Here is a 17,170-nt window from a genome sequence, read left to right on the forward strand (position 1 = left end):
TGTAGACTCCTTTGAAATCGGCATATATGCCGGATATTTGGTTGCATTAGTGATAATGATAATTATTATCACTTGGATATCATATCATAAGACTGCGGTCTGTTGTCAATTACATTTTGTCAGTTGCTGATAAAAAATAGAGGGAATCTTTTAGAAAGAAAAAAAGATCAAGGCAGCGTATGACCTGATCTTTTTTCTATTTAAACCAGCCTTTTTCTTTAGAGCGTGTGATGGCCTCAATGCGGTTTTTGACTTCAAGTTTATCTAAAATAATGGAAATGTAGTTCCGGACAGTGCCGCTTTTAATACTGAGTTCCTTTGCAATTTCTTTTGTGTTTTTGCCGTCTGCGACGAGTTCAAGAACGGATTTTTCTCGTTCGGTTAAAGGATTTTCGTCACTATATAAATCCTCCATCAATTCCGGGGCGTACACCTTTTTTCCTTTCATCACGCTGCGAATGGCACTTGCCAGATCTTCACTTGGGCTGTCTTTCAGCATATAGCCGCTAACGCCAGCTTTCAGCGCCCTTTGGAAATATCCAGAACGGGCAAAGGTCGTTAAAATGATGATTCTCACATCTGATTCCTTGAGTTCTTCGGCTGCATCAAGTCCAGATTTCCCTGGCATTTCAATATCCATTAAACATATATCAACGGGGTGTTTTTTAGCAAAATCAATGGCGTCCTGGCCGTTTGTGCCTTTTCCAACAACCGTCATATCGTCTTCTAAATCAAGTAGTGAACCGAGTGCACCAAGCAGCATTTGCTGATCTTCTGCGATAAAGATGTTGATCATTTCATTTCCTCCTATTCTTTGGCTGCTGAATCATTTGGAATGCTCATGATCAGCTTCGTCCCATGTTTTGTCTCAATATGAAGGCGTCCATTTGCAAATTCCAATCTTTCTCTAATCCCTAAAAGGCCATGTCCCTTCGTTTGAGAGGAGGGGTGATCTCCTTTAAATGTTCCATCATCTTCAACCGTGATGACGGCTTCTTTTGCCTTTTGGTGAATGGTGATTTTACAGACAGTGGCTTCACTATGTTTAACGACATTCGTAACGGCCTCTTTTATGCACATGCTCACAATGTTTTCGTTGAGAAGAGAGATGTGTTTCGGTGCTCCCTTTTCATCATAGATCAATTCAATCCCGGCCGCTTCGAGAATTTGCTTTATGTTCGACATTTCATCCTTGATTCGAATGCCTTTCATGGAGGAAACGATCTTCCGCACTTCATTAAGAGACGTTCTAGCGGTCTGCTGGACGCTTTTTAGTTCGGCACGAGCTTGTTCAGGATCTTTATAGATGAGTTTTCGAGCAAGGTCACTCTTTAAACCGATAAGAGAAAGCTTTTGGCCAAGGGTGTCATGCAGATCACGTGCAATGCGCTGCCTTTCTTCAAGCTTCACAAGATCGGCGATCCGTTCATTGGCATCTTCTAATTTCTCTTCAAGCCGTTCACGTTCTTTCCTGCTTCGAATGCTGAGAGGGAGGAGAATGGCACTAATGAGTGTGATCACAACAAAAGGAATTTGTGTGAGAAACCATCCCTTTTTTAAAATCAAGCTAAAGTTCACCGCAACAGCGGCGCTCCCGACATGAATATAGTATAAGATATAAAAAGGTACTTTTCTTTTAATATGTCCATTGAAATAGGCGATGCAAAAAGCGAAATAAATGTAGCTGTAGAGCATCACGTAGCCAGTAGAAATTGCAATCAATAGAAGGCCGAATACATATAAAGCCCAGCCTTTTGCGACAAAGGCAAAACGATACACGGCAAAAAAGACGACGTTTAATATGATGCCGATCACAATACCTAAAGTCGAAGGCGTCTTAAGGATAAAATAAAAGGGCAGGATGAAAAAAATGGCCCATATATATGGGGAAATCCCATGTAATTTTTGAATTTTAAGTTGTTTTTTCATCCGTGAATCACCTTTTCCATTTTCATTCTTTTTCACTACTTTATCAAATTGAACACGTTGCCGCATCCTGTAAATACCAACAAGCTCCTTCTATTGTAAGAAAGAGCTTGCGTCGTTTATGCATTCTTCTTGAGAATGTCTCCTTTGATGACAGGTGTGCTTTTCGTCTGGCGCGCCTCTCTAAAGGTAACAAATGCTTTCGTTTCCTCATCCCAAAGTCTGAATTTCATTGAATCAATACTTGTTTTCAGCGTAATGGTTGGAACATTTTGAAGCGGCTCACTATGCTCATGAGCATGCTCTAAATGATAATTCGGTACCCTCGGACTTAAATGATGGACATGGTGATAACCGATATTGCCTGTTAACCATTGAAGGAGCTTTGGCAATTTGTAAAAAGAACTGCCTTCTACAGCTGCCTGCACATAATTCCAATGCTCATCAGCTTCAAAGTAAGAATCCTCAAACGTATGCTGCACATAAAACAGCCATACACCAATTGATCCAGAAATCAGAAAGATTGGACCTTGGACAAGTAACAAACCTTGCCAGCCAAAAAGGAGATAGGTAGCCCCTGCGAGCAAAACAATCGATATGTTTGTGAAATAGGTATTCCAGCGCTCTTTTTTACGAGCATTTTTGACGTTGAAGCGGTTTTGAAACAAGAAAACAAAGATCGGTCCTAAAATAAACATGACAAAAGGATTACGATAAAATCTGTAGCGAAATTTCGTCCATACAGATGCTTCTTGATATTCTTTGACTGTCAGGAGCCAAATGTCACCAGTACCTCGTTTGTCTAAATTACTGCTTGTGGCATGGTGAATCGAATGATCTCTTTGCCATTGAAGATAAGGGAAAAGGGTGAGTACACCCGTTATGAAACCAAACAGGTGATTCAGCGGCTTCTGTTTAAAAAAGGATTGGTGGCAGCAGTCGTGAAAAATAATAAAGACACGTACTAAAAAACCAGCTGCAATAACCGCAAAGAAGAGGGTTAAAAGGTAGGAGATGTTCAGGCTATAATAGGCAAGAAACCAAAGCCCCAAAAATGGAATAAATGTATTAAAGAGCTGCATGATACTTTTTTTTGAATCAGCACCAGAAAATTGGCCTACTTGTTTTCTTAAAGTGGCTTGCTGCTGTGTGTTTGTTGAAGTCGTCATGAAAGTTCAAGTCCTTTCCGTTTCTTTCTACTTCAAAGTATAGAAGGAAAGTCGTCATGCTCATAGTAGCACCCATCATGTATTTGATATGACATTTGTCATGTTGGAACATCAAAAAGCCTGACAGCATCAGGGTTTGTGGATTCATTTCATCACAAATAAAAAAGTAAAGGCGCTGCGGCCTTCACTTTTTATGAGCGTGCTTCATGTACTTTTAACTGCTTGCCTTTAATGGTTGTGTGACGCATAGCATTCAGTACAAGAGGACCTTTCCCGTTTAAAATATCTACATACGTTTTCGTGTCCTGAATCGTAATAATTCCAATGTCATCGAATGCAACGCCTTCTATTTTGGCAATGGTCCCAACGAAATCAACGGCCCGCAGTTTCTTTTTCTTCCCGCCGTTAAAATAAAGCTTCATAATATCTTTTTCTACGCCGGCTTGCTTATTTTCCTTTTGAATAGGTGTTTCAATCTTCTCTTCGAAGCTGGCTACATGCTGCTCTGCTTCTTCCTTCGTCGGATAAGGCTGAGTGTGAAAATCAATGCCAGCATCCTGCTTTAATTCATCAATGAGCGGCTGCGCGTGCCTTGTCATAAACGCAATCGTTTTCCCGCTTTTACCCGCTCTACCGGTTCTTCCAGTTCGATGAATATAGCGTTCTTTTTCATAAGGCAGGTCGTAATGAATGACATGTGTCATATCGCTTACATCGATTCCCCGGGCTGCTATATCTGTTGCGATCAGATAGCGGAACTCACCGTTTTTGAATTCATCCATGACGTCAAAGCGGTCTTCCTGTCTCATGCCCCCATGGATTTTGTCGCAAGGGACATCCCAATCGTCCAGCTTGATCGTCAGTTCATTCACGCGTTCCTGTGTATTGCAGAAAATGATACAGCTATCAGGATTTTCGATGACGATCGTTCGCTGGAGAAGTGAGAATTTGGCTTCTTCCTCTGTTTCAATCACGGTGTGGGTGATTTGCTGCACAGATTTTTCCTCACGTGCAATCTCAATCACTTTTGGCGATTGTAAAAACTGCTCGCTCAATTCTTTCATTTCAGCAGACATCGTCGCTGAAAACAGCATTGACATGCGCTTTGGCGGCAGATGCTGAATAATGGAAGAGACTTGATCAATAAATCCCATGTTCAGCATTTCATCTGCTTCATCTAACACGAAAAATTTGAGGTTTTCTAAAGAAAGAGTACCCTTTTCTAGGTGATCCAATATTCGCCCTGGTGTTCCGCACACAACATGGTTTTTTTGTGCAAGCTCTACTTTTTGGGCTTGAAAAGGGGCTTTTCCATAAATGGCTGCCGCTTTGATTCGTTTAAATCGTCCAAGGCTGGTGAGGTCTTGCTTGACCTGCATTGCAAGTTCGCGTGTTGGAACGAGGATGAGGGCTTGGGGTTTATTTTCAGCCCAATCCACCATTTCACATATAGGCAGACCATAGGCTGCTGTCTTGCCGCTGCCTGTCTGAGATTTGACGATTAGATCCTGCTTTGAAAAAGCAACCGATAAGGTCTCGTGCTGAACGGGTGTAGGTGTATGGAAGTGAAGCGCTTCTAACGCTTGTTTCAATTCATCACTTAATGGATATTGATCAAAATGTTGTAATGGCATCGTGTTCTCCTTTTCGTACATTCATACTTGTGACATCATACCATATCTTTTCAAAGACACCATGACCTTGAATGAAAAGACATGAAAAAAAGCCCCATATAGGAGCTTTTTATTAAAGGAATCTGCGTTTGACTTTTTCCCAGTATGAGTTGTCTTTTAATTTCACCGTTTTAATCACTTTTCCTGAAAGGCCAATGTCAATTTGTTTGACGTGTTTTGTGCCGAGGGCTTCATTATCAAGCCCGATAATCGGATGGTCGTTTCCGTCCTGCACGACCTTCAGCGTCAGCTTGCGGTCACTGCTTAAGATGAAAGGAGCGCCAAGCGTACGGTACGAGTTGTTATTAAGAGATGCAAGCTCTGTCACTTGCATACAAGGGAGCATCGGATCAACGACGGCGCCGTTTACGGATTTATTGTAGGCCGTTGAGCCGGTCGGAGTCGAAATAATCATTCCGTCGCCTCTAAACGTTTCAAAGTGAAAATCATCTATATATACATCGATGACAAATGTTTTAATGATGCTAGAGCGGATCGACAGTTCGTTTAAGCATTGGAACTGATTTGTACTGTCAACGCTTACATCAATGACTGGATATTTCCTCACTTCAATCTGTTCGGTGTTCATGGCATCAATCATTTTATCAAAATGTTCTAATGAAAAATCGCAGTATAGATGCGAATTCTCAGTTTTTGATACCCCTACATACAAGCAGTCATCACGGAAATTCGTTTTGCGGACTGCTTGAAGAAATGTGCCATCCCCGCCAATTGAAGCAATAATATGGGCATCCTCTGCACGCTTTACGACTTGAAAGCCTTGATCAGTAGCGAGCTTCTCCAGAGAAGAAATGTGTCCATCCAATTCATGATCTTTTTTGTAAAAGAAAAATACATTGCGACGATTGTCTGTCATTGACGTTCTCCCCTTCGTTGTCAAAAATAGATTTCCAATATTAAAGGGCTTACATGTAAACCCTTGCTCACATTTTACACTTTTTTCATATGAAAGTAAAAATATTAGAAAGACGCCTATCATGATAGGGTTTGCTTTTTTAGAAATGAGTCGATGTAAGTGATTCGAAATGACTGACTTTGAGCATAATTGAATAGCTGTTTTCTAATGAAAGAATGGTCTGGGTGTTTTGTTGTGGTGAACATCTAGACTATTAGGTGTAGGGAGAGGATAAAAAAGCCAATTTTTCGTCATGAGCTTCTCATAGTAGACGATGCAAAGTTGATCGTCATTTAAGATAGGTGCTATCATATGTTGAAATGAAATGTAAAAAAACCACAATTCCTGTGAAACATTTCATGTGGATATTCGTATGAATGAAGTGAGACAAAAAAGGAGGAGAAAGAGATGAATGCGAAAAGATGGGTAGCCTTAATCATTGCACTTGGTGTTTTCGGATCTTCAATTGTCATTAGTGTCACGATGGCCTTGTTCGAAAGTTTCAATGACAATAAAATGAGCTATCAATTCGGGGATGAAATAGAAGAGAAGGTACTAGAGGATGGCAGCGGTGCAGGTAAAATTGCTGTTCTTGAGATTAATGGAACGATTCAAGATAATGGCGGTGCATCAAGCCTTTTAGGCGGAGAAGCGTATGATCATCGTGCGTTCTTAAAAGAACTAGATAAAGCAAAAGAGGATGCATCTGTAAAAGGTGTCCTGCTGCGAGTGAATTCTCCTGGCGGCGGTGTCTATGAAAGTGCTGAAATACATAAAAAATTAGAAGAAGTGAAAAAAGCGAAGAAGCCAGTTTACGTCTCCATGGGCTCAATGGCAGCTTCTGGCGGTTATTATGTGTCGACACCAGCGAAGAAAATCTTTGCTTCACCTGAAACATTAACAGGTTCTCTAGGCGTGATCATGCAAAGCTTGAATTATTCAAAGCTGGCGGATAATTTAGGCATTAAATATGAAACCATTAAGAGCGGGAAATTCAAAGATATCATGTCTCCAAATCGTGATATGACAAAGGATGAGCGCGACATCATGCAAAGCATGGTCGACAACTCCTATGAAGGGTTTGTCAAAGTCATTTCTGAAGGACGCGGCATGTCTAAACAGGACGTCAAGAAAATTGCCGATGGCCGAGTATATGACGGAACACAGGCGAAGTCCAACGGATTAGTGGATGAGCTTGGATACTATGAAGATGCACTAAAAGCGATGAAGAAAAATGAAAAAGGCTTAAAAGGGGCAAAAGTCATCAGCTATTCTCAAAGCTTTGGCTGGAACTCTCTTCTGAATATGAGTGCAAGCAAGCTCTTTAAAAGCGAAATTGATTTTCTGAATTTAAAAGAAACACTGGCTGGCTCAAACGGGTCTAAACCGATGTATCTCTATTCAAAATAAAGGAGGGATCATAGATGGATTCTACATTCGATGAAGTAAGCGAAAGCCGCAGCCAGCAGGAAGAATTGAAGCCCGCCCTTGCGAAGCGCGCTTCAATTGAAGAGCAGGCCTTTGCAGGTTTTTGGATTAGATTTTGGGCGTTTATCCTTGATTGGCTCGTCGTTTGGGGTGTTAACCATTTGACGGCTTCTCCAATCTTTAGTCTGTTTGGCTGGTCAAAAGGAGGAGGGTGGTTTTCTCCATTTTCCGTCACAACGACGATTGTTTTCCTGCTTTATTTCGCCATCATGACGAAAATTTTTCATCAAACCCTCGGCAAGATGGTGTTTGGGATCAAAGTGGTCTCACTTCAGCCTGAGAAGCAGCTGGCATGGGATGTCATTTTCTTTAGAGAAATTGTTGGACGATATATTAATTCACTTTTTGTTCTCTATGCTGTCGTTGGGTTCTCACCGAGAAAACAAGGGGTTCATGACTACTTTGCTGATACAGTGGTCGTCCATGAACATCTATATGAAAAAACAGAATCGAACGTGTAACCAAAGGGAGTTTGACCGAAGCCGGTCAAACTCTTTTTTGATGATTGGGTATAAAATCCAGAATGAGAGCCATAATCGTAGGGGAAGCATCATTTGTTATGGAGGAAGTGAGCACAGTGCTTTACGTTTGGATCGCAGCTTTTTTGTTCCTTGTGATCTTATTGATTTTCATGAAAGTGACCATTTCACTGGATTATTCGCATGCAAATGACAATGACCACATTGGGCTGAAGGTCATCACCTTATATGGAATGGTCAGACTCAAAAAAGAGATTCCGATGGTGAAGGTCAATCCGGAAGATCAAACGATTGATATTCGTGAAAAGAAAATGGCGAGCTCCAAAACGCCTAGTCACGAAAAAGGGTCCATGCATAAAAAAGTGGGAAAACGTGATATGAAGCAAATCCTTCATCAAATGGAGCGCATCACAAAAGAGATAGTAGATCTAAACCGGATCATGCGGAAGTTCTTCATTCACATCAAAATTGTATCGTTTCACTGGTCGACATGGATCGGCTTTCATGACGCCGCTTTAACAGGTGTGGCAGCCGGCGGCGTGTGGTCAGTCAAAGGAGCACTGCTTGCCTTTATGCAGGAGCATCTCACCTTTAAGCATAAACCGGTATATGAAGTCATTCCCGCCTTTCAGCACAATGTGTCACAGACCCATTTTACATGTATAGCTTATTTTCGTATTGGACATGCTATGCTTGCAGCCATTCGATTACTTGTCCATTGGTTAAAAGGGAGAAAGGCAAGAAAAAGTGCCTCTCTTCAAGCAACGAAGAATGAATCATCTGTTTAAGGAGGAACCCGAAAATGGCAGATCATCCAATCCAAGGTCTGATGAAGACAGCGATGGAAAATTTAAAAGAAATGATCGATGTGAATACGATCATCGGCGATCCAGTCGAAACCCCTGACGGCAGCGTCATTCTCACTGTGTCAAAGGTCGGTTTTGGATTTGCAGCCGGCGGCAGTGAATTTAACGGTAACCAACAGAAAGAAAAACGTTCTGATGAACAAGAACGAAAAGAACCGAGACTCCCATTTGGCGGCGGAAGCGGCGGCGGGGTATCCATTACACCAATTGCCTTCTTAATTGTGGGAACAAACGGAGTTCGAATGCTTCATTTGGATGAACACACACATCTGCTTGATAAAATATTGGATTCTGCTCCTCAAGCAATTGAACGTCTTCAGCATATGTTTAAGAAGGATGAACGGGAGCACCGCCACAAAGAACGAAAACTAGATGACATAGACCTTTAAAAAGTTAGCTGCGCTGCAGTTAACTTTTTTTTCAAAATGGACGATTAGGCTTTGCAGTTTTTTGAGTTCTCTACTATGATAGAACCATACATTTGATAAGGGAGGAATTGTTTTGGCATCAATCACATTTAAAGGGAGTTCTGTAACGCTTGTAGGAAATGAAGTGAAAGTAGGCGAACAGGCTCCTGATTTTACGGTACTAACGAACTCACTAGGGGAAGTTTCACTTTCTGATTTAGCAGGAAAAGTGACGATCATCTCAGTGATTCCTTCTATTGATACAGGTGTGTGTGACGCACAAACAAGACGTTTCAATGAAGAGGCAGCCGGTTTAGGTCCGGTCAATATTTATACGATTAGTGCAGATCTTCCATTTGCACAAGCGCGCTGGTGCGGAGCAAACGGAATTGAAAATGTAGAAACATTATCTGATCACAGAGATATGTCTTTTGGTGAAGCGTTTGGTGTATATATGAAAGAATTGCGTTTATTGGCGCGTGCTGTTTTCGTATTAGACCCGAACGGGAAAGTGGTTTACACTGAATACGTAAGCGAAGCAACGAATCATCCAAATTATGAAAAAGCCATTGAAGCTGCGAAATCACTGTTATAAAAGCAGCATCGACAAGAGCTCCGGCTTCATACTGGGGCTCTTTTCAATGAGAATATTTAGCTTTTAACAAAGCGAGGAGAGAAAAGCATTGCAGAAAGATCAAGTGAGTACTATTTTTGAGCTGCTCGATACAGCCTCGATTCGATTGAAAAAGGAACAGAGCATTTCCTATATTGAAGCATTGGCAGAAGCAGGAGAAGCCTTTTTCCAGGCAAATGATCGAAACGGTTTACTGAAGGACTTAATAGAGAAAGCAGATTTTGCCTCCTATGATCATGAGCAGACTCGTAAAGCGTTTCAGCTCGCCGTACTGAAAGGACAAAAGGACATTTCCCATCCAAACCGTCAAATGACGCCAGATACGATTGGACTGTTTGTCAGCTATTTGGTGAATAAATTTTTAGAAGGCCAAAAAGAGCTTGTTGTCTTTGATCCAGCAGCGGGAACAGGGAACTTATTGCTTGCTGTGTTAAACAATCTCACTGCAGAAACAAAGCGCGGCTTTGCATCTGAAATTGATGATGTGCTCATTAAAATTGCTTGGGCACAGGCGAATTTAGAAGAGAAAGAAGTAGAGCTTTTCCATCAGGACAGCCTTGAGCCGCTTCTCATTTCACCGGCAGATGTCACCGTATGCAGCCTTCCAGTCGGCTATTACCCAAATGATGAGCGTGCAGCAGACTATGACTTAAAGGCAAAAGAAGGACATGCCTTTGCGCATCATTTATTCATTGAACAAAGCCTTCGTTACACGAAAGAAGGCGGCTTCTTATTCTTCATCATTCCAAACGATTTGTTTGAAGGAAAAGAAAGTGTGCAACTAAAGGATTTCATCAAAGATCATGCTTATATGAATGCGTTAATTCAGCTGCCAGTCTCCATGTTCAAAGACAAAAAGCACGCCAAAAGCTTATTTGTCATGCAAAAGAAAAAAGAGGGGCTGCAAGCACCCAAACGGATGCTGTTTGCCAATCTGCCATCTTTCTCACAGAAGGAAGCGATGGTTGGTGTGATGAGAAAGTTAGACCAGTGGTTTATAGAAGAAAAAGAAACGAAAGAATAGCCAGAGTGATTTCTGGCTATTTTACTATTCAGAAAATAACGACTTATCAATGTAAGCGATAACAGTTCGAAGGTGTACTTGAAATGCAAAGTTTTCAATGTTTAAATGAAAAAGTCAGATATTTTTCGGACTTATCGTTAAACTATAAAAGACCCGTTCAAACAGGTTGAATATAGCACCGGAAAAAACGTGAAACCTTATATAACAACTGAGTAAAAGGAGCGACAAGAATGTCCAAAATTATTGCAATCAACGCAGGAAGCTCATCTCTTAAATTCCAATTGTTCGACATGCCAGAAGAAACCGTTTTAACGAAAGGTCTTGTTGAAAGAATCGGAATGGACAACAGTATCTTTACGATTTCTGTAGATGGAGAAAAGAAAACAGAAATCACTGATATTCCAGATCACGCAGTAGCTGTAAAAATGCTGCTTGAAAAACTAACTGAATTCAACATCATCAAAGACTTTAGTGAAATTGATGGCGTAGGACATCGTGTGGTTCACGGTGGAGAAAAGTTCAGCGATTCTGTTCTATTAACAGATGAAGCGATCGATGAGATTGATCAGCTTTCAGAGCTTGCACCACTGCACAATCCTGCAAACGTTGTAGGAATCAAAGCTTTCAAACAAATTCTGCCTGATGTACCAGCGATTGCTGTGTTCGATACAGCGTTCCACCAAACAATGCCAGAGCAGTCTTACCTATACAGCCTTCCGTACGACTACTACAAAAACTTTGGTATTCGTAAATACGGATTCCACGGGACAAGCCATAAGTTCGTGACAGAGCGTGCATCAGAGCTATTAGGCCGTCCGTTAGAAGAGCTTCGTTTGATTTCTTGCCACCTTGGAAATGGTGCGAGTATCGCAGCAGTAGAAGGCGGAAAATCAATCGATACATCAATGGGCTTCACGCCGCTTGCTGGTGTTGCGATGGGTACACGTTCAGGTAACATTGACCCTGCCCTCATTCCATTTATTATGGAGAAAACAGGACATACTGCTGAAGAAGTTCTTTCTACTTTGAATAAGAAGAGTGGTCTTTTAGGTGTGTCTGGTCTTTCAAGTGACCTTCGTGATATCGAAGAAGCAACAGAAGAAGGAAACGACCGTGCCGAAGTAGCTCTTGATATTTTTGCCAGCCGTATTCATAAATACATCGGTTCTTATGCAGCGAGAATGAATGGCGTAGATGCGATCATCTTCACAGCTGGAATCGGTGAAAACAGTTCAGAAGTGCGAGCACGTGTACTTCGTGGTCTAGAATTCATGGGCGTTTACTGGGATCCATCTCTTAACAACATGAGAGGCGAAGAAGCATTCATCAGCTACCCTCACTCTCCTGTGAAAGTCATCGTGATTCCTACAAACGAAGAAGTGATGATTGCAAGAGACGTTATGCGCTTAGCGTAATAAATTGGTACAGCTCTTTTCCTAATGGGAAAAGAGCTTTTTTGTTCAAAGCAGCATGCTATAATGTGGTCCTATACGAAGCGAAAGGGACGGTGCGAACGATGAGCGTTGAAGAACATAAACGAGAAGCGAAAGCGAGGCTTCATGTAAAAGTCATGACAGTCAGTGATACAAGGACAAAGGAAACGGATAAAAGCGGCCGTCTCATGATTGATTTGCTCAAAGAACAGGGACATCTCATTCTTGCATACGATATTGTAAAAGATGACATTGGAGCGATCCAAGACGCTCTGCTTGAAGGAACAAGTGAACCGAAGATTGATGCCGTCTTGTCAAATGGGGGGACAGGTATAGCGGCAAGGGATGTCACCATTGAATCCATCACCCCTCTTTTCTCAAAAGAGCTGCCTGGCTTTGGTGAAATCTTTCGCATGCTCAGCTATACAGAAGACATCGGTTCTGCTGCTATCTTGTCTAGAGCAACTGCTGGGGTCGTTAACCAAAAAGTGGTCTTTGCCACACCAGGCTCTACCGGAGCAGTTCGTTTAGCCATGACAAAACTCATTATTCCTGAGCTTCCTCACGTCGTGCGAGAGCTTGAAAAGGATCAAAAATAGCCCAAAATGACTCTGCCAAGAAAATTTGGCAGAGTTTTTTTCATAAAGGGGTTGAAAAAACAATTTTTCCTTGTTACAGTGTATACATACTAAATGCATGTTTATAAATTAAAACTTATTTTTATGCAAAAAACATTCACAGAATCAAAACAAGTGAGAGGAGCTTTTCAATCATGTCACAAAATAAAAAAGTCGTATTAGCATATTCCGGAGGTCTTGATACCTCTGTTGCAGTTAAATGGTTACAAGAGCAAGGATACGAGGTTGTTGCTTGCTGCCTGGACGTAGGTGAAGGAAAAGATTTAGCATTTGTTCAGCAAAAAGCACTTCAAGTCGGAGCAGTTCAGTCTTACATGATTGACGCAAAAGAAGAATTTGCTGAAGAATTCGCACTTGCTGCACTGCAAGCACACACCATGTATGAAGGAAAATACCCGCTTGTGTCTGCACTATCTCGTCCGCTCATTGCCAAAAAATTAGTGGAAGTAGCAGAGAAAGAAAATGCAGTCGCAGTTGCACACGGATGTACAGGAAAAGGGAACGACCAAGTTCGTTTTGAAGTATCCATTAAAGCATTAAATCCAGATCTAGAAGTTCTTGCACCAGTGCGTGAATGGAAATGGTCTCGTGATGAAGAGATCGACTATGCACAAAAGCATGGCATTCCAATTCCGATTAACTTAGACAGCCCGTATTCAATCGACCAAAACCTTTGGGGCAGAAGTAACGAATGCGGCATTTTAGAAGATCCTTGGGCTACGCCGCCAGAAGGTGCGTACGATCTGACAAATCCACTTGAAAAAACACCTGACACACCTGAGATCATTGAAATCACGTTTGAAAAAGGTAAACCAACGGCGATTGACGGTATCCAGTATTCATTATCTGATCTGATCCTTCATTTAAATGAGGTCGCTGGTCAGCATGGTGTTGGCAGAATCGATCACGTTGAAAACCGTCTTGTTGGGATCAAATCTCGTGAAGTGTACGAGTGCCCAGGTGCTATCACACTTTTAAAAGCGCATAAAGAGCTTGAAGACTTAACGCTTGTCAAAGAAGTCGCTCACTTTAAGCCAATCGTTGAACAAAAAATGGCTGAATTAATATACAACGGCTTATGGTTCTCACCACTTAAAGAAGCACTAGACGCATTCTTACAAGAAACACAAAAGAACGTAACAGGTGTTGTACGTGTGAAACTATTTAAAGGCCATGCGATTGTAGAAGGACGTAAATCACCATATTCACTTTATGATGAAAATCTAGCGACTTACACAAAAGCAGATGAATTCGATCATGATGCAGCTGTAGGATTTATTAACCTTTGGGGTTTACCGACAAAAGTAAACAGCATCGTGAACAAAAAGGAGCAGGTTAAGGCATGAAAAAGCTTTGGGGAGGCCGATTTCAAAAAACACCAGAAAAATGGGTCGATGAGTTTGGCGCGTCCATTCATTTCGACAAACAATTAGTCAAAGAAGATCTGACCGGCTCCCTTGCTCATGCAAGTATGCTGAATAAATGCGGTATCCTCCAAGATGAGGAGGCCGCTGCCATCAAAGACGGACTGAATACGCTCATGAAAAAGGCAGAGGCGGATGAACTGGATTTCTCAGTAGATTATGAGGACATTCATTTAAACCTTGAAAAAATGCTCATTGATGAGATTGGACCGCTTGGCGGCAAATTGCACACAGCGAGAAGCCGGAATGATCAGGTCGCAACAGATATGCATTTATATTTGAATAACCAAGTAGAGCATATCATTGAGCTGATCTCTTCTTTTCAAAAGGTGCTTGTAGAGAAAGCAGAACAGCACGTTGAAACGATCTTTCCAGGATATACGCACTTACAGCGTGCACAGCCTATTTCCTTTGCCCATCATATGCTCGCCTACTTTTGGATGCTTGAGCGTGACAAAGCGCGCTTTCAAGATTCTTTGAAGCGGATTAACGTCTCTCCACTTGGATGCGGGGCGTTAGCTGGAACGACATTCCCAATTGATCGTGAATATACAGCAGAGCTGCTTGGCTTTGACCATATTTACGAAAACAGCCTTGATGGCGTGAGTGATCGTGACTTCATTTTAGAGTTCTTGTCTAACAGCAGCCTTGTGATGATGCACCTCTCACGTCTTTGTGAGGAAACCATTTTATGGTGCTCTCAAGAATTCAAATTCATTGAGCTTGATGACACTTACGCAACAGGCAGCAGCATGATGCCGCAAAAGAAAAACCCGGATATGGCTGAATTGATCCGTGGAAAAACGGGCCGTGTATATGGCAACCTGATGGGGCTTCTCACCATTATGAAAGGCTTGCCGCTTACGTATAACAAAGACCTGCAAGAAGATAAAGAAGGCATGTTTGATACAGTGAAAACCATCGCCGGCAGCCTGCAAATCTTCACAGGCATGATTCAAACGATGACAGTGAACGAAGATGTCATGAAAAAAGCAACTAAAGAGGATTTCTCAAATGCGACCGAAGTGGCAGACTACCTAGCGAAAAAAGGCATGCCATTCCGTGAAGCACACGAAATCGTTGGCAAGCTCGTGTATACATGCATTCAAAAAGGCATCTACTTAAGTGATCTTCCGTTTGAAACATTCACAGAAGCGAGCGGTCTTTTTGAACAAGATATTTACACCGTTCTTGATCCGTATGTCGCTGTTGAAAAAAGAACAAGTGCAGGGGGAACTGGATTCAAACAAATTCAGCTCGCTTTAGAAAAAGCAAAAGCCTGCCTAGCGTAACCTTTTAAAAAACCATTCGTATGAGACGGATGGTTTTTTGCTGTAATGCAGAAAGGAGAAGCATCCTCCTTGGAGAACATGAAAGCGTATGATGTTTTTAAGTTGGGGAGGGGGCGATAGCTCAAAAGCTGTAGGCTTTGTTTGATCAACCCATCGTCCGCATCATGAATAGCAGACAAAGGGTTCAGAAGTGCGTCCAGTGCTGGTTTATAGTAAAGTAAAGATAGTATGAGAAACACATGAACTTGCAACCTTTGCTTTAGGAGGAGATTGTGTGCGACACGCATTAATAACAGCGGGTTCTAAAGGACTTGGCAGGAAAGTCACCGAGTTTTTACTGAATATGGGGTATTCTGTGACAGTGAATTATCGAAGTGATGATGAAGCTGTCCGGCAGATGAAAGAAGAATTGCAGGAATACGAAGAAAAGCTTCAATTTGTCCAAGGCGATGTGACAAACAAAGAAGATTTAAAAAACATGGTAGAGCTGGCAACAGAGCGATTTGGGCGGATTGATGCCTTGATCAATAATGCCGGGCCTTATATTTTTGAACGAAAAAAACTCGCGGATTACTCTGAAGATGAATGGTATCAAATGATGGAAGGCAACCTATCCGCAGTGTTCCATTTGTTCCGAATGGTGATCCCTATGATGAGAAAACAAGGCTTTGGCCGCATTATCACGTATGGCTTCCAAGGGGCAGATCATGCACCAGGCTGGATGCACAGATCAGCCTTCGGAGCGGCAAAGGTAGGGCTGGCCTCATTGACGAAAACCATTGCGATTGAAGAAGCTGAAAATGGCATCACGGCCAATATGGTTTGTCCAGGCAAAATCGTCGGAGCCATGAAAGAATCCACGATCGAGGAAGCACGTCAGATCAGAGACGGTGAAACACCAATAGGCCGGTCTGGTACCGGAGAGGATATAGGGCGCATCATCTCATTTTTATGTGATGATCAATCAGACCTCATTACAGGGACTGTCATTGAAGCGACAGGTGGACTTAACGTGATTCATAGGCATTAAGTTTTTTAGCTTTTTATACAGGGAATAGATGATATGAGATCAAAATTGAGAGGTGGACATACTACATGAAAGCTACATATCATGGACATTCAGTCGTACACATTGAAACAAACGGATACCATATTTGGATTGATCCATTTTTAAATGGAAATAAGCACACAGATATCAAACCACAGGATATCAAAGCAGATGTGATTTTGCTGACTCATGGACATGGAGATCACCTCGGTGACACCATTGAAATGGCTAAAAATAATGACGCTCTCGTCGTCGCGCCAAACGAGCTTGCTGTCTATTTAAGCTGGCAAGGGGTGAAAACGCACCCGCTTCATATTGGCGGCGGACGTGAGTTTGAATTTGGTAAAGTTAAGCTCACACAAGCGTTCCACGGTTCAGCTGTCATTGATGAAGAGGCAAAAACGATTACGTATACAGGCATGCCATCAGGTATTTTATTTACCGCAGAGGGCAAAACGATTTATCATGCTGGAGACACTGCGCTCTTTTCAGATATGAAGCTGATCGGTGAGCTGAATCATATCGAGCTCGCATTCCTTCCAATCGGTGATAACTTCACCATGGGGCCGGACGATGCAAGAATCGCAGCAGAATGGCTTCGTGCAAAGCAGGTCGTGCCGATTCACTACAGCACATTCCCGCCAATTGAGCAGGACCCGCATGCATTTGCAGACAGCCTGCACGGCGGCGTAGGTCACGTGTTAAACAGCGGAGAATCCATTGAAATTTGATCATCATGAACAAAAGCCGGCA

Annotated in this window: 17 protein-coding genes; 12 read left to right on the forward strand and 5 right to left on the reverse strand. The window is 42.1% G+C overall.

The genetic code is table 11. The features are described 5' to 3' along the window. Positions 1-196: 196 nt before the first annotated feature. The 5 genes from R0K30_RS10565 to R0K30_RS10585 form a co-directional block, all read right to left on the reverse strand. A complete protein-coding gene (locus R0K30_RS10565; RefSeq protein WP_099726873.1) occupies positions 197-796 on the reverse strand; it encodes a response regulator transcription factor in 600 nt (199 codons plus the stop codon). Positions 797-807: 11 nt separating this feature from the next. Beyond that, positions 808-1,929, reverse strand: a complete 1,122-nt coding sequence (locus R0K30_RS10570; protein ID WP_099726974.1) for a sensor histidine kinase — start codon at positions 1,927-1,929, stop codon at positions 808-810. 116 nt (positions 1,930-2,045) lie between these two features. After that, a complete protein-coding gene (desA, locus tag R0K30_RS10575; RefSeq protein WP_099726874.1) occupies positions 2,046-3,095 on the reverse strand; it encodes a Delta(5) desaturase DesA in 1,050 nt (349 codons plus the stop codon). A 191-nt stretch (positions 3,096-3,286) separates the two neighbouring features. Further along, a complete protein-coding gene (locus R0K30_RS10580; RefSeq protein ID WP_367307766.1) occupies positions 3,287-4,729 on the reverse strand; it encodes a DEAD/DEAH box helicase in 1,443 nt (480 codons plus the stop codon). 112 nt (positions 4,730-4,841) lie between these two features. Then, entirely contained in the window at positions 4,842-5,645 is an 804-nt protein-coding gene (locus R0K30_RS10585; protein WP_099726876.1) for an NAD kinase, read from the reverse strand. 447 nt (positions 5,646-6,092) lie between these two features. On the opposite strand from R0K30_RS10585, the gene sppA reads away from it, so the two are divergent. From sppA to R0K30_RS10645, 12 genes are all read left to right on the forward strand, one after another. Then, on the forward strand, positions 6,093-7,094 hold the full coding sequence (gene sppA / locus R0K30_RS10590; protein WP_099726877.1) for a signal peptide peptidase SppA: 1,002 nt from the start codon (positions 6,093-6,095) through the stop codon (positions 7,092-7,094). A 14-nt stretch (positions 7,095-7,108) separates the two neighbouring features. Next, entirely contained in the window at positions 7,109-7,633 is a 525-nt protein-coding gene (locus tag R0K30_RS10595) for an RDD family protein (protein WP_410610617.1), read from the forward strand. Between the two features lie 98 nt (positions 7,634-7,731). Beyond that, a complete protein-coding gene (locus tag R0K30_RS10600; RefSeq protein ID WP_410610619.1) occupies positions 7,732-8,439 on the forward strand; it encodes a DUF2953 domain-containing protein in 708 nt (235 codons plus the stop codon). Between the two features lie 14 nt (positions 8,440-8,453). Then, positions 8,454-8,906, forward strand: coding sequence for a GerW family sporulation protein (gene ytfJ, locus R0K30_RS10605; RefSeq protein WP_099726880.1), 453 nt, complete (start codon positions 8,454-8,456; stop codon positions 8,904-8,906). A gap of 112 nt (positions 8,907-9,018) precedes the next feature. Beyond that, positions 9,019-9,519: a thiol peroxidase gene (gene tpx / locus R0K30_RS10610; RefSeq protein WP_048239080.1), complete on the forward strand. Its 501-nt coding sequence runs from the start codon at positions 9,019-9,021 to the stop codon at positions 9,517-9,519. An 88-nt stretch (positions 9,520-9,607) separates the two neighbouring features. Beyond that, positions 9,608-10,582 (forward strand): class I SAM-dependent methyltransferase, encoded by a 975-nt coding sequence (locus R0K30_RS10615; protein ID WP_099726881.1) that lies wholly within the window; start codon positions 9,608-9,610, stop codon positions 10,580-10,582. Positions 10,583-10,812: 230 nt separating this feature from the next. After that, positions 10,813-11,997 (forward strand): acetate kinase, encoded by a 1,185-nt coding sequence (locus R0K30_RS10620; RefSeq protein ID WP_410610622.1) that lies wholly within the window; start codon positions 10,813-10,815, stop codon positions 11,995-11,997. A 101-nt stretch (positions 11,998-12,098) separates the two neighbouring features. Beyond that, positions 12,099-12,614, forward strand: coding sequence for a MogA/MoaB family molybdenum cofactor biosynthesis protein (locus tag R0K30_RS10625; protein WP_410610624.1), 516 nt, complete (start codon positions 12,099-12,101; stop codon positions 12,612-12,614). A gap of 173 nt (positions 12,615-12,787) precedes the next feature. Beyond that, positions 12,788-13,999: an argininosuccinate synthase gene (locus tag R0K30_RS10630; protein ID WP_410610626.1), complete on the forward strand. Its 1,212-nt coding sequence runs from the start codon at positions 12,788-12,790 to the stop codon at positions 13,997-13,999. Next, positions 13,996-15,369 carry an argininosuccinate lyase gene (argH, locus tag R0K30_RS10635; protein ID WP_410610628.1) on the forward strand — a complete coding sequence of 458 codons (1,374 nt, stop codon included), beginning with the start codon at positions 13,996-13,998 and terminating at the stop codon, positions 15,367-15,369. Before R0K30_RS10630 ends, argH begins: the two co-directional genes overlap by 4 nt. Positions 15,370-15,643: 274 nt before the next feature. Next, entirely contained in the window at positions 15,644-16,399 is a 756-nt protein-coding gene (locus tag R0K30_RS10640; RefSeq protein ID WP_410610630.1) for an SDR family oxidoreductase, read from the forward strand. Between the two features lie 65 nt (positions 16,400-16,464). Beyond that, on the forward strand, positions 16,465-17,148 hold the full coding sequence (locus tag R0K30_RS10645) for a metal-dependent hydrolase (protein ID WP_099726887.1): 684 nt from the start codon (positions 16,465-16,467) through the stop codon (positions 17,146-17,148). Positions 17,149-17,170: the final 22 nt, after the last annotated feature.

The sequence above is a fragment of the Bacillus sp. SIMBA_154 genome, from assembly GCF_046536015.1.
Lineage (GTDB): Bacteria > Bacillota > Bacilli > Bacillales > Bacillaceae > Bacillus > Bacillus pumilus_P.